General features: G+C 62.2%; 13 protein-coding genes. 8 read left to right on the top strand and 5 right to left on the bottom strand.

Features of this window, described 5'->3' with window-relative positions; translation table 11 throughout:
* Positions 1–77 precede the first annotated feature (77 nt).
* The 3 genes from mreC to mrdA are packed head-to-tail and all read left to right on the top strand — an operon-like array spanning position 78 to position 3,348.
* Positions 78–914: a rod shape-determining protein MreC gene (gene mreC / locus R3F07_05670; protein ID MEZ5275849.1), complete on the top strand. Its 837-nt coding sequence runs from the start codon at positions 78–80 to the stop codon at positions 912–914.
* Positions 911–1,438, top strand: coding sequence for a hypothetical protein (locus R3F07_05665; protein MEZ5275848.1), 528 nt, complete (start codon positions 911–913; stop codon positions 1,436–1,438). Before mreC ends, R3F07_05665 begins: the two co-directional genes overlap by 4 nt.
* Positions 1,435–3,348, top strand: a complete 1,914-nt coding sequence (gene mrdA / locus R3F07_05660; GenBank protein ID MEZ5275847.1) for a penicillin-binding protein 2 — start codon at positions 1,435–1,437, stop codon at positions 3,346–3,348. Before R3F07_05665 ends, mrdA begins: the two co-directional genes overlap by 4 nt.
* Before the next feature lie 22 nt (positions 3,349–3,370).
* On the opposite strand, the gene R3F07_05655 is transcribed toward mrdA, so the two are convergent.
* From R3F07_05655 to R3F07_05635, 5 genes are all read right to left on the bottom strand, one after another.
* Entirely contained in the window at positions 3,371–5,605 is a 2,235-nt protein-coding gene (locus R3F07_05655; protein ID MEZ5275846.1) for a DUF3488 and transglutaminase-like domain-containing protein, read from the bottom strand.
* Complete coding sequence (locus R3F07_05650) at positions 5,568–6,710, bottom strand: DUF58 domain-containing protein (GenBank protein MEZ5275845.1); 1,143 nt, start codon at positions 6,708–6,710, stop codon at positions 5,568–5,570. The genes R3F07_05655 and R3F07_05650 overlap by 38 nt, the downstream gene beginning before the upstream one ends.
* Before the next feature lie 5 nt (positions 6,711–6,715).
* A complete protein-coding gene (locus R3F07_05645) occupies positions 6,716–7,687 on the bottom strand; it encodes an AAA family ATPase (GenBank protein MEZ5275844.1) in 972 nt (323 codons plus the stop codon).
* Between the two features lie 204 nt (positions 7,688–7,891).
* Positions 7,892–8,581, bottom strand: coding sequence for an MTAP family purine nucleoside phosphorylase (locus R3F07_05640; GenBank protein ID MEZ5275843.1), 690 nt, complete (start codon positions 8,579–8,581; stop codon positions 7,892–7,894).
* Between the two features lie 47 nt (positions 8,582–8,628).
* Complete coding sequence (locus R3F07_05635) at positions 8,629–9,675, bottom strand: deoxyhypusine synthase (protein MEZ5275842.1); 1,047 nt, start codon at positions 9,673–9,675, stop codon at positions 8,629–8,631.
* Between the two features lie 218 nt (positions 9,676–9,893).
* Between R3F07_05635 and R3F07_05630 the strand changes: the two genes are divergently transcribed.
* The 5 genes from R3F07_05630 to R3F07_05610 all read left to right on the top strand — a co-directional run bounded on the left by R3F07_05630 (position 9,894) and on the right by R3F07_05610 (position 16,172).
* Complete coding sequence (locus tag R3F07_05630; GenBank protein MEZ5275841.1) at positions 9,894–10,382, top strand: HIT domain-containing protein; 489 nt, start codon at positions 9,894–9,896, stop codon at positions 10,380–10,382.
* 17 nt (positions 10,383–10,399) lie between these two features.
* Entirely contained in the window at positions 10,400–11,377 is a 978-nt protein-coding gene (locus R3F07_05625) for a PhoH family protein (GenBank protein MEZ5275840.1), read from the top strand.
* 17 nt (positions 11,378–11,394) lie between these two features.
* A complete protein-coding gene (locus tag R3F07_05620) occupies positions 11,395–13,782 on the top strand; it encodes an HDIG domain-containing protein (GenBank protein ID MEZ5275839.1) in 2,388 nt (795 codons plus the stop codon).
* Complete coding sequence (gene ybeY / locus R3F07_05615; protein ID MEZ5275838.1) at positions 13,748–14,221, top strand: rRNA maturation RNase YbeY; 474 nt, start codon at positions 13,748–13,750, stop codon at positions 14,219–14,221. The genes R3F07_05620 and ybeY overlap by 35 nt, the downstream gene beginning before the upstream one ends.
* A gap of 100 nt (positions 14,222–14,321) precedes the next feature.
* Positions 14,322–16,172 carry a TonB-dependent receptor gene (locus R3F07_05610; protein MEZ5275837.1) on the top strand — a complete coding sequence of 617 codons (1,851 nt, stop codon included), beginning with the start codon at positions 14,322–14,324 and terminating at the stop codon, positions 16,170–16,172.
* The last annotated feature ends 100 nt before the right edge of the window (positions 16,173–16,272 follow it).

Below are 16,272 nucleotides of genomic sequence, written 5' to 3'. Positions count from 1 at the left end.
GATCCCGGTGATTGTATGCCAGCCGGCCGCCGAACTTGCTTGCGCCGAAGGGCCTAAACCCTGATCTCCTAGAGGTCTTGTTCCGCAAACGATTCGTCCAGGCCCGCCCCTTTGTCACCCTCGGCTTGCTTCTTGCCGGGTGGCTTCTCCTTCCGATGTTTGCCCGGGCCCTTCTCCGGGTCAGCTTCTACGAATTTCAGGCTCCCGTCCTGCTGGCGCCATCGTTCATTCGCGATCTTCAGGCCTTCTGGGGCAATCGACTGCATTCCAAGAGCGACCTCTTCGAAGCCGGCCGCGACCTTGCCCGCCTCAATGCATCCTACGAGTTGAAAATCCAGGAGCAGGACGCCCTCCGTCATCAGATTGAGCGACTCGAACGCCTGCTCGGGCTACCGCCGCAACCGGCCTTCCGCTACGAGGTTGCCCGCGTCTCCCATCGCGACATCACCGCCTGGTGGCAACAGATCGTCATCCGCAAGGGCCGCAACTACAACATCGAGCCCGGTTCGCCCGTGGTCTTCACCGGCGGGGTCGTCGGTCGGGTCCGGGAGGTCCACGCCTACACCTCGGTTATCGAGTTGGTCAGCAGCCCGCATGTCCGGCTGGCGGCTCAGTTCGAGACCGATTCGCGCCCGGTCAGTTATCAGGGCGTGGCCAACCCACCCATCCGTCCTCCGTTCGGGCGGGTCGAGTTCGTTTCTTCCGACGTCGATGCGTCTCCCAACGCCCCACTGCGCCTGATCACCTCGGGCCTGGGCGGCGTCTTTCCCGCCGGTCTTACCATCGGTTGGATCGAGGTGCTCAGTGCCAATCCGGACGGCCTCTTCAAGACTGGCCGCGTCCGGCTCGACGAGCGGCTCAATACGGTGACCGAGGTGGCCGTCCTCATCCCGATCGACACGCTTGAGCCATGAAAAGCGACCAAAGATGGCTGCTCGTGACCGGCGGCAACCTGCTCTTTCTCTTCCTCTGCATCCAGGTCAACCATTACCTGGCCGCCATCCCCGCCTCTCTCTTTCTTTTCGGGCTCCCCGTCGGTTTCGCCGCACTCCGGCTCAATCTGCCCCAGGGTCTGGCGGCCACGGCTCTGATCGGCTTCTTTTACGATACCCTCACCCCGTTTCCCCTCGGAACCGCCTTCGTCCTCTTCACCACAGCCTTCACGTTCATCTACGCGGTACGCTCCCAATTCCACCGGGAGGAGGCGTTCAGCACCCTGATTGTTGTCCTCCTGGCCAACCTCTTCCTTTTCGCCGCCTTTTCCACCGTCAGCGCCGTCACCAACGGCTCTGCCGGACACCCCGGCCGCCTCGTCGTCGATCTGATCGTCTCCCAGTTCGCGCTTGCCCTGACCACCGGATGGTTCTTCGCCTTCCAGATCGCGATCCTGGAACTCTTTGGCATCCGTCTTGACGAAGAGCAGAGGGAAGCCCGATGAGCGTGATCGAAAGCCACCGGAATCATCAACCGCGACTCCTCTTTTTCTACGGGTTGTTCGGGTTGATGCTGGTCGTCCTCACCGTCGGCCTCGGCTATCGGCAGCTCATCCGCAGCGCTTCCTATTCGGAGCGGGAGCGCCTGCAGAACCAGCGCCGGGTTCTCGTCCCCGGTCCCCGGGGAAATATCTACGACCGCGAAGGCACCCTGCTGGTCGGCAATCGTCCCCGCTTTGCCGCGGTTATCTTTCTCTCGGATCCGGAGATCCGCATGGCCTTCCGATCCGAATACATCCGTCTGGTCCGGGACCTGAGGGACCGGGAAATCCCTCTGGCCGGGCGGGACCTCGAGACCGAAGCACGGGTCACCGTCATCCAGGTCTATCTCGACCAGCTCAACCGCATACTCAACCGCGGTGCCTCGATCGACAGCCGCAAACTCAACCGGCACTTCGCCCAGCAGCCCCTTCTGCCGTTCACCATCCTCGACGATCTGGAGCCCGAGGAATTCGCCCTGCTGGTCGAGCAGATACCGGTGGAATCCCCGATCCAGGTCTACAGTGAGCCCACACGCTACTATCCCTATGGCTCATCCGCCGCCCATACCCTCGGCTACGTGGTTTCGGGACTCGATCTGCCCGAGTCGGACCTTCCCGGCAAAGACCTGACCACCTTCATCTCCAAGGGCACTTTCGGCCGCAACGGACTCGAAAAGGCGTTCGACACCCTGCTCCAGGGCGAGACCGGCGGGGAGATCTGGATTGTCGACCCGGCCGGGTTCCAGGTGGAACGCATCCGGCGCGAACTGCCCGTCCAGGGAAACCCCCTCACCACCAGCCTGGATATCGACCTGCAAACGGTCGGGGAGAACGCCTTCGGCGACCGGCAGGGGGCTCTTGTCGCCCTTGATGTCCACACCGGCGAGGTGCTCGCCATGGTGAGCAAACCGGACTACGACCTGAATGACCTGACTCCTTTCATCAGCCGCGAAGTCTTTGCCCGGATCAATGATGAAGGGGCCTGGCTCAACCGGGCGGCCCAGGGGCTCTACCCGCCCGGATCCATCTTCAAGGTTCTCACGGCTATCGCGGGCATCCGGGCCGGGGTCATCAACGAGAACTCCACCGCGCTCTGCACCGGTTACTTGCGCGTCGGCGGACGGAATTTCCCCTGCCACAATCGCCGGGGGCACGGCGAGGTGAACCTGAGCGACGCCCTGCGCGTCAGCTGCAACGTCTTCTTCTACAAGTACGGGCTGGAGACCGGTATCGATAATATCAGTGCCGAGGCTCGGCGCTTCGGGCTCGATCAACAGACCGGCATCGAGATCCCCTCCGAAGCCACTGCCATGATTGTGCCGTCCAGGGAATGGAAGAAGGAACACCAGAACATGCCCTGGTTTCCGGGCGACACCGCCAATACCTCCATCGGCCAGGGCTTCTTTCGGGTGACCCCGCTCCAGATGGCCTGCGTCGCCGCCAGCCTGGCCCGAAACCAGACCCGCACCACGCCCACCCTGCTGCGCACCCTCCCCGAATCGGTCCGGTCCGTTCCGGCCAGCCAACCCATCGGAATCGATCCCCGACTCTACGCCATGGTCATCGACGGAATGGAACAGGCCGCCCAGATCGGCACGGCGCGACTGGCCAAAATACCGGGCATCCGGATGGCGGCCAAGACCGGCACCGCCCAGGTCCGAACCCCCGAAGGAACCCTCGAACTCGCCTGGTTCATGGCCTTCGCGCCAATCGAGAATCCGGAAATTGCCATCGCCCTCGTCGTTGTCGGCGAAGAGCCCGACGAAAGCAACGGCGGTGGTCTCATCGCCGGTCCGGTCGCCAAACAGGTCCTCCAGCGCTACTTTGAGAAACACCCCCAACCCGGCACCCTCCAACTGGCGGGATCCCGGTAGCGGGCGCCGGGGCGCGATTTTCTCAGGCTTTTCTGGCGCGCCGGAAGACTTCCCTCGGATTCGGCCACGAGGAGCGTTTCCCGTAGCGGATGCGCTGCAGGTCCTCGACCAGATCCGTCGGCAGCGGATCAGCGGGCACGCTTCGGTCCAGCCGCCGCAGATGGCGACCCGCCCGCAGTCGGGCCGGCTCCATCCTGCGCCGCAGGATCTGCCCGAAATCCCTCAACCCCAATCCAAGCCGGCTGAGGAAGCGAATGAGGAAGAAGGCAATCGTTCCCGCGGCCAGAACGATGACAAAGCGCTGCCAGCGCCAGGGGGACCGGATCCACTCGACGGTGGAGCGCACCGTATCCATGATCCAACTCCAGAGCCCGGCCATGGTTTCCCGACCCAGATTCTGAACGCTTCTGACCACCGCGGTCTGACTGCGTCCGTCAAAACTGACAATCTGTCGGTACCAGAGCATGCGCAGACTGTCCACATAGGCCTTCAGACTCGTGTCGACCGGAAGGCGGACCGGAGCGGCCACGGCAAAGTTCCCGACGAGTCCATCCGTCCCCCCGGGAGTCGGATCCACCCGGAACCAGAATCCTTCCTCGTCGAGCACCTCGCACCAGGCGTGGGCGTCCGAATTGCGGATCATGTAGTAGGCCTCGTAGGCGTTCCAACTGCCCCCTTTGAAACCGGTCACCGCCCGGGCCGGATAACCCGCCTTGCGGCTGAGCAGGATTAATCCGCTGGCAAAGAACTCACAATGGCCCGGAAGGTCCGACTCCAACCACCGGACAACCGGATCCCGCGACCCGTCGTCATCCGGAAGCCGGACCGACATCGAATAGAGATGATGAGACGCCAGCCAGCTCGAGGCGCGACGGGCGAACTCCGCGGCGCTCATCGACCGCCCCCCGGTGATCTCCGCGACCGTCGACTCCAGGAAGGCGTTGTCCTCCTCCCCATCCGGGGTCGCCAGCAGGGTGTAGGGGTAGCGCATCGAGCGTCGGCTCTCGACTGGCGGAGGGGGCAGGCCGCGCAGCGTGACGGAGCGGCTGCCGTGAAAGTCGAAATCCTTCAGGTCCGGGTCGGCAATCCGGCCGGACGTTTCCATCCCATCGACCTGGAAAGACGTGAGGAGGGGGCTCTGTTTGGCGGTCGACAGGATGCGGAAGTATTCATTGACCACCAGGTCCTGGGGTTCCTTGAAGACCAACCGGTCGAAATCCCCGAGCAGAGGCAGGTAGCGACTGACCCCACCCTCAAGGTAAAAAACCCAGCGGACGGAATCGCCGGTTCCGGCTATCGGGTAGATATCCCGCAGATTCCAATTGGCATCGATCTGCCTGAGCGGGTAAACCTTTCGCCCCACTTCGTTGTTCACCGTATTGGAAACCCGGAGACTTCCGTGCGAATACTCGTCGAGGACGACCATGCGCCAATAGGGAGCCACCGGCACGGAATCGGAGGGATCGACATCGACCCGCATCGCGATGCGGTCGTCCCGGGTGATCTCGGTGACCTCGCCCAGGTTGATGTTCTCGGAGAAGCCGGTCAGGGTCCGGTTCTGCCGCAGGTTGAGGAAGGCGATCGGATTCTCCAGCTGGAAACGCGGCATGGAGAGGAAGAGGAGGGTCGAGATGAGAACGACGAGGAGGAAGAGCATGCCCGCGAAGCCGGCCATCCGCAGATCGAAGACCTCCCGGAGTCTGCGGAGAAAGCGGGCGAAACTCAGCCGCGTCCAGCGCCGACCCACCCGCCGGCCGCCCGACTCGACCGTCTCGATCAGGTTGACGAGGAAGAGGAAGCACATGGCGCAGGCCGTGAAGAGAAGGATCTGGACCGCAAAGAACAGGGAGACGGTCAACACCCCCGCCACCACGGTCAGGAAGAGGCAGAGGACCACCAGCTGCAGGTCCTCCCGCTTCCTTCTGTATTGAATTGTTCGATACAATACCAGCATCAGGTCGAGCCGGAGAAGGGCGCGGATGATCTCGCCCGTGACCAAATCGAGAATGAACACCCCCACGATCAGGAAGACCCCCGCTTTCCACATCCACGACGGGATCCGGCCCGGAAGAGACGAGAACACCATCGCGCTGCCCACCACGGAGATGGCAAAAAAGGGCATCAGGCCGAGGTGCAGGTCCAGCCGGGTCACCGTCCAGATCGAGAGCAGGGCCATGACACCGCCAAGCACCCACTTGAACTGGTGGAGCTCCTCGAGGTCAAGCTGTCGCGAAGATCTGTCCTGAGACAAGCGCATGGACACCGTGGGGGGAGGTGGGTTCGAAGGTGATGAGATTGCGGCCGCGGTCCTCGACCCCGTCGACCAGGCGGGCGACCGGTTCGAGAACGGCCAACTGGTCGAGAAACCGCTCCAGATCCGACAACCGCTGGGTCCGGATGACCTCGCCACCGTTGACGACGGTGGCCACGAGGCGGTTCTCCCGAAAGAGATCCTCAGCCAGGCTTCCGGCCAGGCTGCAGAGGAGTTCGAATTGGTCGGAACGACTCCACCGGGCGTTCGGTGTGTCGACCTGGAGAATGAATCCGGCGTCATTGTCCGCCACTGTCTGGCGGACCATCAGATGACGCATCCGGGCGCTTGCCTTCCAGTGAACCTGGCGGTGCGCGTCGCCGTGCTGGTACTTGCGCACATTGACGAACTCACTGCCCCAGCCCGGCCGGCGGATGGTTTCTCCCTGAAAATAGACCGCGGCCGGGGTATCGGGTTTCACCACGTAGTCGATCCGGCCCGGCCAGACCCTGACTTCCCGCATGAGCTCACCGGGGATGCTCTTGATCAGAAAACCGAAGGGAAACTGGGAGCCGACCGATTGGACCCGCAGGCGGTCCAGACCGCGGAGTTGCGGACGAAACTGCCATTCCAGACTCGACATCCGGCCGGAATCGAGCCGATCGGCCAGGACGAGCCGATCACGCGCTCCCGTCAGCATGGAGGACAACTCACACCAGACCCCGTAGGTCGGAAGGAACCGTTTGTCATTGGCGAATTCGAGGACGACGGTCGCGTCCTGACCCACCCGGAACGGGGGCTGGAAGGTCAACCGCCACCGGTTTCCCTGAAAGTTCATCCAGGAAAGGATCCCGCTCAGGATCAGACAGGAGAGCAGAAGCGAGAGCGTGATGAAGAGGATATTGCTCGAGGTGTTGTAGGCGGCGGTGCCCACTCCGAGCGAAACCACGATCAGCACGATGCCCGACTTGGTCGGAACCACCCGGTTTCCCGATGGCGGGACAAAGAGATGCTTGAGGAAGCGGAGACCATCCCGCAGACCGCGACCCGGTCGTCTGGCTCCGGGGCCGGACCAGCGCTTTTCATCCATCCAGGACGGGCTGTCGGCCATCGTGGTCAAAGTGGAACCGGAATGGCGGAGAGAATCCGGCGGACCGCACTGGAAACCACCCGCCGCTCCTCCAGGGTGTCGGACGAGGACCTTCGCAGACCCAGGCGGTGCACCAGGACGTTGATGACGGTCCGGGCAATATCATCCGGAAGGACAAAGTCCCGCCCGGCCGCCAGGGCGGATGCCTGGGCGGCCAGTTTGAGCGAGAGACAGCCCCGGACGCTCACCCCGGCCTTGAATTCGCTCTCCGTCCGGGTGGCGGTCACGATCTTCAGGATGTACTCCATGACCGAGTCCTCCACAAAAACCTGGGGAACAAGCGCCTGGATGGCGCAGATCTCCTCGCGGGTCACGACCGGCTCCAGGTCGATTGTGTCGTAGTTGCGATGGGCCGCCTTCAGGATGTCGAACTCGTCCTCAATACTCGGGTAGCCCATCTGGAGTCGCATGAGAAAGCGGTCCATCTGGCTCTCCGGCAATGGAAACGTTCCCTCATAATCGACCGGGTTCTGCGTCGCCAGCACCATGAAAGGCGCGTCGATCGCATGGGTCGCCCCGTCCACGGAAACCTTCCCGCGGTCCATCACCTCCAGGAGGCTGGACTGGGTTTTCGGCGTGGCCCGGTTGATCTCATCGGCCAGGACGAAGTTCGCGAAGATGGGACCGGGCTTGAAGACAAACTCCCGCAGGTGGTCGTCGTAAATGGAGACACCGGTGACATCGCTGGGCAGGAGGTCGCTGGTGAACTGAATCCGGGAGAATTTGCAGGCGATCGACCGCGAAAGGCAATAGGCGAGCGTCGTCTTGCCGACACCGGGAAGGTCCTCGATCAGGACATGACCTGGAGCGATCAGGCAGATGATGATCTGGTCGATGACATCGTCCTTGCCCCTGATGTACTGCTTGATGTTGCCTTTCAGCCGGTCGAGAGCCGACTTGGCATCACTGATCTTCTTTGTTTCGAGGAATTCGCTCATCAGAGGTTTTCAGCTTGATCGATCGTGTCGGTCCAGACGGAACCGGGACGCCATCCCGAGGGGACGGATTCCGATCCGGATGAAACCGGAAAATAACCACACTCTGCCAATTCGACCAGCCCCATCGATACTTTAACCCACCGGACCCCTCCGCAGAACTACCGAAACGGCCATTCGGTGCCTCCCGGATCCCGGGAACGACCATCACCCGCCGAAGGCATCGAGCAGGTCACGGAAAAGCGTCTCCACCTTGGCCAGATTCCCGGCCACCTGCCGGTGAAAGGCCTCGGCTGAAAGGGGCTCTCCGTCCAGGCCGTGCGCGAAATTGTCGATCATGCAAAGGGAATTGTAGGGGATGCCCAATTCGTTGGCGAGGTCCGCCTCATGGGCCATGGTCATTCCGACAACATCACCCCACGCCTGCAGGATCCGGACTTCAGCCCGGGTTTCAAAACGCGGCCCCCGCGTCTGGATATAGACCTTGCCGGTCCGGATGGGCTCGGCCGAAGCCTCCACGATCCGTGGAACCAGGTTGTTGGGCACCTGCGGTGCAAAAGCGGTCGGCCGGTCATCCGAAAAGGTGATCGGAGCGAAACTCACATAGTCGTCGCAGGAGATCAGGGTGCCGGGCGGCAGATCCGCCTTGAGCGACCCGACCGACTGCAGCGAAACAATCGCCTCCACCCCGAGCACCTCGAAGGCTGAAAGATTGGCCCGGTGATTGATGGCATGCGGGGGAACCGGAGCAGCAAACCCGTGACGGTTGATCAGGTGGTGTCCGGAACCCGAGCGGACCGACACGGGGCCATGGGGGGTATCCACCTCACCCATCGACCAACCGTCAAAGAGGCTGGAGCGGGCGATGCTGGTTCCACTGAGAAACCCGATCCTCATGCTGTGGTGGTGGGAGGCTGTCCCTGGAGACTCATCCGGAACCTCGATCAGACCGGAGAAACCACCGTCTGGTAGAGCTTGCCGAAACGGCGCGCCCTGCGCTTTTCGTCCTTCATCTTGTGATAGCCGTAACCGGCCACCAGAGGCAGGGCGAGGGTCGCTTCACTGAAAACCATCTGTTCAAAGACGGTCGACACCTTGCCCCAGGAACTCGCCTCTCGCAGGGTGGATCCCGAAAGGGCTCCGTCCCGCTCATCGGCCACCGTGATCTGGACGGCATACTTGTGCATGTCCGCCTTGCTCGGATCCAGCAGGTCCGCCGCAACCACGATATCCTGCGTGAAATTCTTCGGAACCCCGCCCCCGACCATCAGGATGCCTGTTGTCGGGTTGGCCAGTTTGATGTCGGTCAATTCCAGGAAATCCTTGGCCGAATCCAGACTCACGCAGCTCTCCCGGTTCTTCGATTGGTGCATGACGAAGCCAAAACCCGCCGAGCAATCACTGAACGCCGGCACGAAAATCGGGACATCCTTCCGGTAACAGGCATGCACGATGCAATCGTCCGTCTTGCTGCCATGTTCTTCGAGATAACGACCCATCTCCCAGATGAATTCGCGGGACGAATACGGCCGTTTCTCCAGACTGTCGCAGATCCTGCCCACGGTATCATCACAGATCCGGAGCTCGTCCTCGTCGATGAAAGTGTCGTAGATCCGGTCGATGTGCAGATCGCGCATCTCATTGTCGTCAACCCACTTCGAACCCTTGTAGTGCTTGAAACCAAGGCCTTCGAAGAAATCCTGATCCACGATGAGCGCCCCAGTTGAGACGATGGCGTCAACCAGATCGTTGTCCACCAGATCATAAACCACCCGCTTCAGGCCCGCGGAAAAGAGAGACCCGGCCAAGACCAGAATCACCCCGCAATCCTCATCCCGAAGCATCATCTCGTAGATCCCCGCCGCCCGATTGAGGTCGCGGGCGGTGAATGCCATGTCACCCATGGCGTCCACCAGAGGCACGACGTTGTGTTTCCTGATGTCCAGCTGGACAATGGTTTCCTTGAGAAAATCGGCTTTGGTTGCTGGCATGATGAACTCCTCTTTGAGATTGGTGCCCACAGCCTTGGGTCTGCTCCCCGCCTTGACAAGGAGGGAAATCGGCAAGGACCGCCGGACCGAGGCCTTCTGCACCGGGTTTTGGAATTAACATACTTCACTTCAATGGATTACGCAACCAATCGGGCGACCCGCCCCAAACAAGAGAGCCTTTGACTTTGGGCCGGGGTTGACTAGAACTCATCCCATCAATGGAGCACCTGCATGCCTACTGGCGGATGGAATACATCGAAGCGCCCAAGACTCCGGAAAGCCGCAATCCCTTTGCCGAGCTTCCCGGACGCAATGATGACCGGTCGACCCTGATCGTTCATCGGACGTCCCATTGCTATCTCGTGCTCAACCGCTTCCCTTACAACGCAGGGCATCTCCTCGCCATTCCCTACCGCGAAGTGGCCCGGCTCGATGACCTGGAGCCGGAGGAACGCCTCGACCTGATGAATCTCCTGGTCACGGCGACCGACCTCCTGAGTCGGGCCATCCATCCCGACGGTTTCAATATCGGACTCAACCTCGGCAATGCGGCCGGAGCGGGTATCCCGACCCACCTGCACTTCCACATCGTGCCACGCTGGGGAGGTGACACCAATTTCATGCCGGTGATCGGCAACACCCGGGTGCTCCCCCAATCCCTTGATGCGATGTGGGAACGCCTGATGGCAGTCGGGAAACCGAACTGATGCTCTCCCGGGACGGCATGGCCAAAAAGACCTTCCATTTCCAGAACCCCCGCTTCCTCAACCAGCTCTACTGCGGGAATGAGGAGAACCTTGCGCTCCTTGAACGAACCCTGAACCTTCAGGTTGTCACCCGGGAGGACTGGCTTACGGTCGAAGGGGAGCCCGAGGCCGTGGCCAAGGCGGAGGCCCTCCTCGACCTCCTCCAGGAGGGGCGCAACCAGGGACTGGTCGTCAAGAACGCGGATTTCCTCCACATGCTCAACGGCGTGGCCAATGGCCACGCCGAGCAGTACCGGTCCCTCTTCGAACCGGCGGTTGTCATCCGGACGAGCCGACGCACCATCATCCCCAAGACCATCGGCCAGAAGCGTTACCTCCAGGCGATCAAGGATTGCGAGATCGTCTTCGGGATCGGCCCGGCCGGTACGGGAAAGACCTATCTGGCCATGGCCGCCGCCGTCGATGCCCTCCGGAGCAACGAGGTTCAGAAGATCATCCTCACCCGTCCCGCGGTCGAAGCCGGAGAAGCACTCGGTTTCCTTCCCGGCGATCTGACGGAAAAGATCGAACCCTATCTCCGGCCCCTCTATGATGCGCTCGACGATATGCTCGACAAAGACGATGCGGCGCGCCTGATGGAGAAGGGCCTGATTGAAATCGCCCCGTTGGCCTACATGCGCGGACGCACCCTGAGCAATGCCTTTGTCATTCTCGACGAAGCCCAGAACACCACCCCCGAACAGATGATGATGTTTCTGACCCGACTCGGAGACCAGAGCCGGATGGTCGTGACGGGGGATGTCACCCAGATCGACCTGCCCCGTTCCAAGTCCTCCGGACTCCTTCAGGTCAAACGCATCCTGACCGATATCGAGGGCATCCGTTTCCACCTCTTCGGCGAGGCCGATGTGGTCCGCCATCCACTCGTCCAGCGGATCATTGCCGCCTACGAACTCTTCCACGCGAGCCCGGAAGGCTCCGAGGCCCATCGCTGACCTTCCCTCCCTGAACCATGGCCACGATTGAAAAGACGATCAAGCCGACCTCGCGGCTGAGGGGCCGGAAACGCCGTCGCCGGACCGGATCGGCTTCCGGTCTGTTCGACTTCCTCGAGCACAGCCTGGTCGTTTCCGTCATCGTCTTCCTTCTGACCGTCTTCTCCATCGTCTTCATCAGCTTCGTCGGCGTCACTCCGGCCGGCTATCAGATCCTGCCCAACCAGCTGGCCTCGGTCCGGATCATTGCCGACGCACCCTTCTCCTACGAGAGCGCCCTCCTGACCGAAAGGAACCGGCAGCGGATGGAGAGCCAGATTCCACCGGTCTACCGGATCGACATGGACCCCTACCGGAAATTCGAAACCGACCTGCACGACCTCCTCGCCGAGACCGAGGTCGTGGCGGCGGGGTGGTCCGGCGAGAGCGACGAGGAGCGGACGGAACAGCTCTCCGCCCTGGCCGAGGTCTACAATGTCCGGGGCGGCTACCGGATGACGGCAAACGATCTGGCCACACTCATGCAGTACGGCGACCCGGAAGGTCGTATCCGTCTTCTGGATACCGGACTCTACATCCTCCAGGAAATCTACCGGGCGGGTGTCTTCGATTCACGCAATTCGGTCGCCGCCGCCGCCCCGAACACCGTGCCCTCCTTCCAGATTCTCAATGATTCCGGGCAGGCCCGGCAGGCCCGCCCCCAGCCCCTCGACGACGCCCAGACCTTTCTCCGGATCAATCTGGCGGCCGAGAATATTCCGCCCGCCATTGCCACCGCCGTCTTCCGGCTGCTGCGCAACGGTCTGGTGGCCAACCTCAAGTTCGATCCCGAAGCCAGCAAGGAACTCAGGGAGACCGCCCTGAACACCCTTGAGCCGGAGGTTGTTGTGGTCGAGCCGGGACGCAGCATCATCGAGCCCGGCACCCGGGTGACGCCGGAGCAGCACGAGATGCTCGTCGCCTACCAGCGGTTTCTCAGCACGAGCCGGCAGCTGCCGAGCGGGATCGATATCCAGCTGGTCAGTCGGATGATTCTTGTCCTCGCCATGATCCTGACCGCGGTCGGCTACATCCGCCTCGAGGATCCCCTGACTCTGCAAAGCAACGGGCGGCTCAGTCTCCTCGCCCTGGTCCTCGTGCTCAATCTCGGCCTGGTGCGGGCGAGTTACGAAATGGCCACCCTGCCGTTCTTCGTCGGCAATCCATCCGCCTCCGCCATCCTCCCCTACCTCGCACCCACGGCTTTCGCCCCGATCATCGTGGCCACCCTGATCGGCGGAGGTCCCGGGCTTTTTTCCGCTCTGCTCGTCTCCCTTTTCACCGGGGTCATGTACGGCAATCGGCTGGATATCCTGGTCGTGTCCTTCCTCAGTTCGACCGTGGCCATCCTGAGCAGCCGCAACGCCCGCTTTCGCGGCCGCATCGTCCGCGCCGGAGGCTATGCGGGCATGGCCGGCGCCTTCTTCGCCCTCCTCATCGGCCTGGCCGATCAGATCACCCTCAACACCATCTGGCGCCAGATGGGCGCGGCTCTCGGCACCGGCGTCTTCACCGGGATCGTCGTGGTCGGACTGATTCCCATTCTTGAGAGTCTCTTCAAACGGACCACCGACATCACCCTGATCGAGCTGGCCGATTTCAACCACCCGCTCCTGCGGCGAATGCAGATGGAGGCCCCCGGCACCTACCATCACAGCCTGATGGTCGCAACCCTCTCCGAGAACGCCGCCAACGCGATCGGTGGCAACGCCCTGCTCTGCCGGGTCGGCTGCATGTTCCATGACATCGGGAAAATGGTGAAGCCGGAATACTTCACCGAGAACCAGGGCGAAGCCGGCAATCCCCACGACGAGAAGTCGCCGTCCTTCAGCGCCCTCATCATCAAGAGCCACGTCAAGGAAGGCGTCGACATGGGCGTGAAGAACAAGCTCCCCCGCCCCATCATCGACATCATCCGTCAGCACCACGGAACCAGCCTGATCTGGTACTTCTACCACCGGGCCCTCGAGGCGGCCCGGGCCACCGCCGGCTCCGAGGGCGGCTCCAACGGATCCGCATCGTCGGTCAGCGAGTCCACCTACCGCTACGACGGACCCAAGCCGCAGTTCCTCGAGAGCGCCATCGTATTCTTTGCCGACTCGGTCGAGGCGGCCAGCCGGTCCCTGCGCAAGGTGACCCCGCAGAATATCGAGGAGCTGGTCGACAGTATTTTCGATGACCGGATCCGCGACGGACAACTCGATGAATGTCCGATCACCTACGCCCAGGTGGGCGCGATCAAGCGCAGCTTCAACTTCACGCTGCTCAATTCCCTTCACGCCAGGATCGCCTATCCCAAGGCCGACAAGGGCGGTGACCAATCGACCCGGAATGAACCCGAAACCGCGGTCAGTACACCTGCATAACGGGTGCCCCGGCCTGAAAGTGCCGGTCGCCACGACCCGGCGGCTCTTTCAGACCCTCGATGCGTTCGGCCGTTGGCCCGTTCCTCCGGGTTCACTTTCCGTCGCCTTCCTCGATCGCGATACCATGTGCCAGGTGCACGAGAGTTTCCTCCAGGACGGCGGCCTGACCGATGTGATCACCTTCGAAGGTGACCCGGACGGCGGCCTCGCCGGCGAAATCTGCGTCTCGCCCGACCAGGCTCTCGCTTTCAAGGGCTCGCGCCGCCTCCCCTTTGCCGAGGAGCTCACCCTCTACCTCGTCCATGGCTACCTTCACCTGGCCGGTCTCGACGACCTTGATCCGGCCAAACGCCGCCGGATGCGTGCAGCCGAGCGCCAGGCCATGACCCATCTCCGCGAGGCCGGGGCCATCCCGGCCTTCACCTGCCGGCGTCCCTGACCCGGACCGGAGATGCCGGCTTTTCTTCAGAAACAGACAAGAAATCCGTCGTTTTGATGTTGATAACGTATTATCATTAGGAGCACGATGGGCTCGACCCATGAATTCGGATTCACGACGCTTCTCCATTTTCCCCGTTCACCCCTTCCTGGTGGCAACCGCTCTGCTCTGCGGAACGGCCCTGCCCGTTCTCCATGGCCAGGCCGCGCCCCCGATCCAACTCGATGAAATGGTCGTCTCCGCCCAGCGATCGGCCCATCCGATCCAGCAGACTCCGAGCAGCATCACCCTGGTTGCACTCGATGAGTTGTTCCAGGCGGGCACGACCCGGATGACCGAAGCCCTTGCCGGGCAACCCGGGACGACGGTTGTCAATACTGGAGCGACCGGTTCACAGAGCTCGGTCTTTCTTCGCGGGGCCAGCAGCCATCAAACCCTCTTCCTGGTTGACGGGATCCGCATGAACGACCGTTCGGCCGCCTATCCAAATGTCCTCGGATCGTCGGACCTCGTCGGCCTCGATCGACTCGAGGTCCTACGCGGACCGCAGGGGACGCTCTACGGCAGTTCGGCCATGGGTGGGGTCATCGCTCTCCAGACCGTCCGTGGTGTCGACGGAACCACCGGTCGGATTCAGGCCGAGTATGGCTCATTCCAAACCTTTTCCGCTTCGGCTGCGGTGGCCGGAGGTGTCGATTCCCTCGGCTACAGCTTTTCGGCGGCCCGGATGCAGACCGACAACGACCGACCGCAGAATTCTTTCGAGAGCTGGACCTACAGCGGCCGCTTCGAGGGTCAGGTGACGCAGAGTCTTCTTATCGGCGCCACCCTGCGGGGGCTGACCAGCACCTACGAGGAACCCGGCGCCACCACCTTCCCATTTCCTGGAACGGCCGACCTCGAAAACAACCTGATCACCGTTTATGGGGAATTCGGATTGTCCGAAACCTTCACCTCCCGGTTGACCGGCGGGTATTATCTCAAGGACTACACCTTCACCTCCGACTTCGGGGCGAGTCCGTCGGAGAACAGTCGTCAGGTCGTCGACTGGCAGAACACCATCGAGGCCGCTTCGGGGTTGGAGATCATCGCCGGGCTCAACTACGAGAAGTCCAGGTTCGAACCCGCCGGAAGGGTTACCCGAGACGATGACTTTGCCCTTTACCTGTCCGCCCTCTATCGCCCCGTCGACGCCGTGACCCTGACCGCAGGAATCCGTCATGATGATTTCGAGTCGGTCGGCGGCGCCACCACCTGGCGGACCGGCATTTCCTGGATGGCTACCTCGACCACTCACTTTCGGGGCACCGTCGGCACCGGTTTCAGCGCCCCCGGTTCCGAAGACCGCTACGGAGTCCCCGCCTGGGGTCAGCTTGCCAATCCCGAGATCCAACCGGAAACATCCACCGGTTGGGACGCCGGCATCGACCAGGAATTCCCCGTCGTCAAGACCACCCTTTCCGCCACCGTCTTCGCCAACCGTTACCACGATCTCTTCGAATACCAGATCGTCGACTGGAACACCTACGAGGGGATGGTTGTCAACCGGGCTCGCGCCTCGACCGAAGGGGTGGAATTCGCCGTTGTCTCCCAACCTCACCCGCTGGTATCCACCCGACTCAGCTACACCTGGCTGGACGCGGTCAACGACACCGACGGCACCCGTCTCATCCGCCGACCCAGGCACACCCTCGACGCGTCTGTTCAGCTGGCCGACGCCGACCGCTGGTCCGTGGGTCTGGGTTTGCGGGCCGTGGCGGACCGCACCGATCAGGTCGGGGTGGACCCCGACGATTTTGTCGTCCTGCGGGCCTTTGGCCGCTTCAGAATCCGGGAGCAGTTCGTCCTGACCGCCCGGGTCGAGAATCTGCTCAATGACGATTACGAGGAGGTGGCGGGTTATCCGGCTCTGCCCTTCGGGGCATTTGGAGGTGTGGAATGGACTTTTTGAAGGGAATTCGGATCCTGAAGAATTCCTCGCCTCAGAGCGCAGCCACTTCGCTGGGCCGAATTGCTCTCAGGACCGACCGGAACGCCGGCGCAGCGGCGTT

Source organism: Opitutaceae bacterium, assembly GCA_041395105.1.
Lineage (GTDB): Bacteria > Verrucomicrobiota > Verrucomicrobiia > Opitutales > Opitutaceae > B12-G4.
The sequence above is the reverse complement of the archived record's forward strand: the minus strand, read 5'-3'. Positions and strand labels throughout refer to the sequence as shown.

What these genes read in the sequence shown, in the direction of transcription:
- R3F07_05665 (MEZ5275848.1), top strand. Translation starts at nt 911, where the DNA reads ATGAAAAGCGACCAAAGATGGCTGCTCGTGACCGGCGGCAACCTGCTC.
- mrdA (MEZ5275847.1), top strand. Translation starts at nt 1,435, where the DNA reads ATGAGCGTGATCGAAAGCCACCGGAATCATCAACCGCGACTCCTCTTT.
- R3F07_05655 (MEZ5275846.1), bottom strand. Translation starts at nt 5,605, where the DNA reads ATGCGCTTGTCTCAGGACAGATCTTCGCGACAGCTTGACCTCGAGGAG.
- R3F07_05650 (MEZ5275845.1), bottom strand. Translation starts at nt 6,710, where the DNA reads ATGGCCGACAGCCCGTCCTGGATGGATGAAAAGCGCTGGTCCGGCCCC.
- R3F07_05645 (MEZ5275844.1), bottom strand. Translation starts at nt 7,687, where the DNA reads ATGAGCGAATTCCTCGAAACAAAGAAGATCAGTGATGCCAAGTCGGCT.
- R3F07_05640 (MEZ5275843.1), bottom strand. Translation starts at nt 8,581, where the DNA reads ATGAGGATCGGGTTTCTCAGTGGAACCAGCATCGCCCGCTCCAGCCTC.
- R3F07_05635 (MEZ5275842.1), bottom strand. Translation starts at nt 9,675, where the DNA reads ATGCCAGCAACCAAAGCCGATTTTCTCAAGGAAACCATTGTCCAGCTG.
- R3F07_05630 (MEZ5275841.1), top strand. Translation starts at nt 9,894, where the DNA reads ATGGAGCACCTGCATGCCTACTGGCGGATGGAATACATCGAAGCGCCC.
- R3F07_05625 (MEZ5275840.1), top strand. Translation starts at nt 10,400, where the DNA reads ATGGCCAAAAAGACCTTCCATTTCCAGAACCCCCGCTTCCTCAACCAG.
- R3F07_05620 (MEZ5275839.1), top strand. Translation starts at nt 11,395, where the DNA reads ATGGCCACGATTGAAAAGACGATCAAGCCGACCTCGCGGCTGAGGGGC.
- ybeY (MEZ5275838.1), top strand. Translation starts at nt 13,748, where the DNA reads ATGAACCCGAAACCGCGGTCAGTACACCTGCATAACGGGTGCCCCGGC.
- R3F07_05610 (MEZ5275837.1), top strand. Translation starts at nt 14,322, where the DNA reads ATGAATTCGGATTCACGACGCTTCTCCATTTTCCCCGTTCACCCCTTC.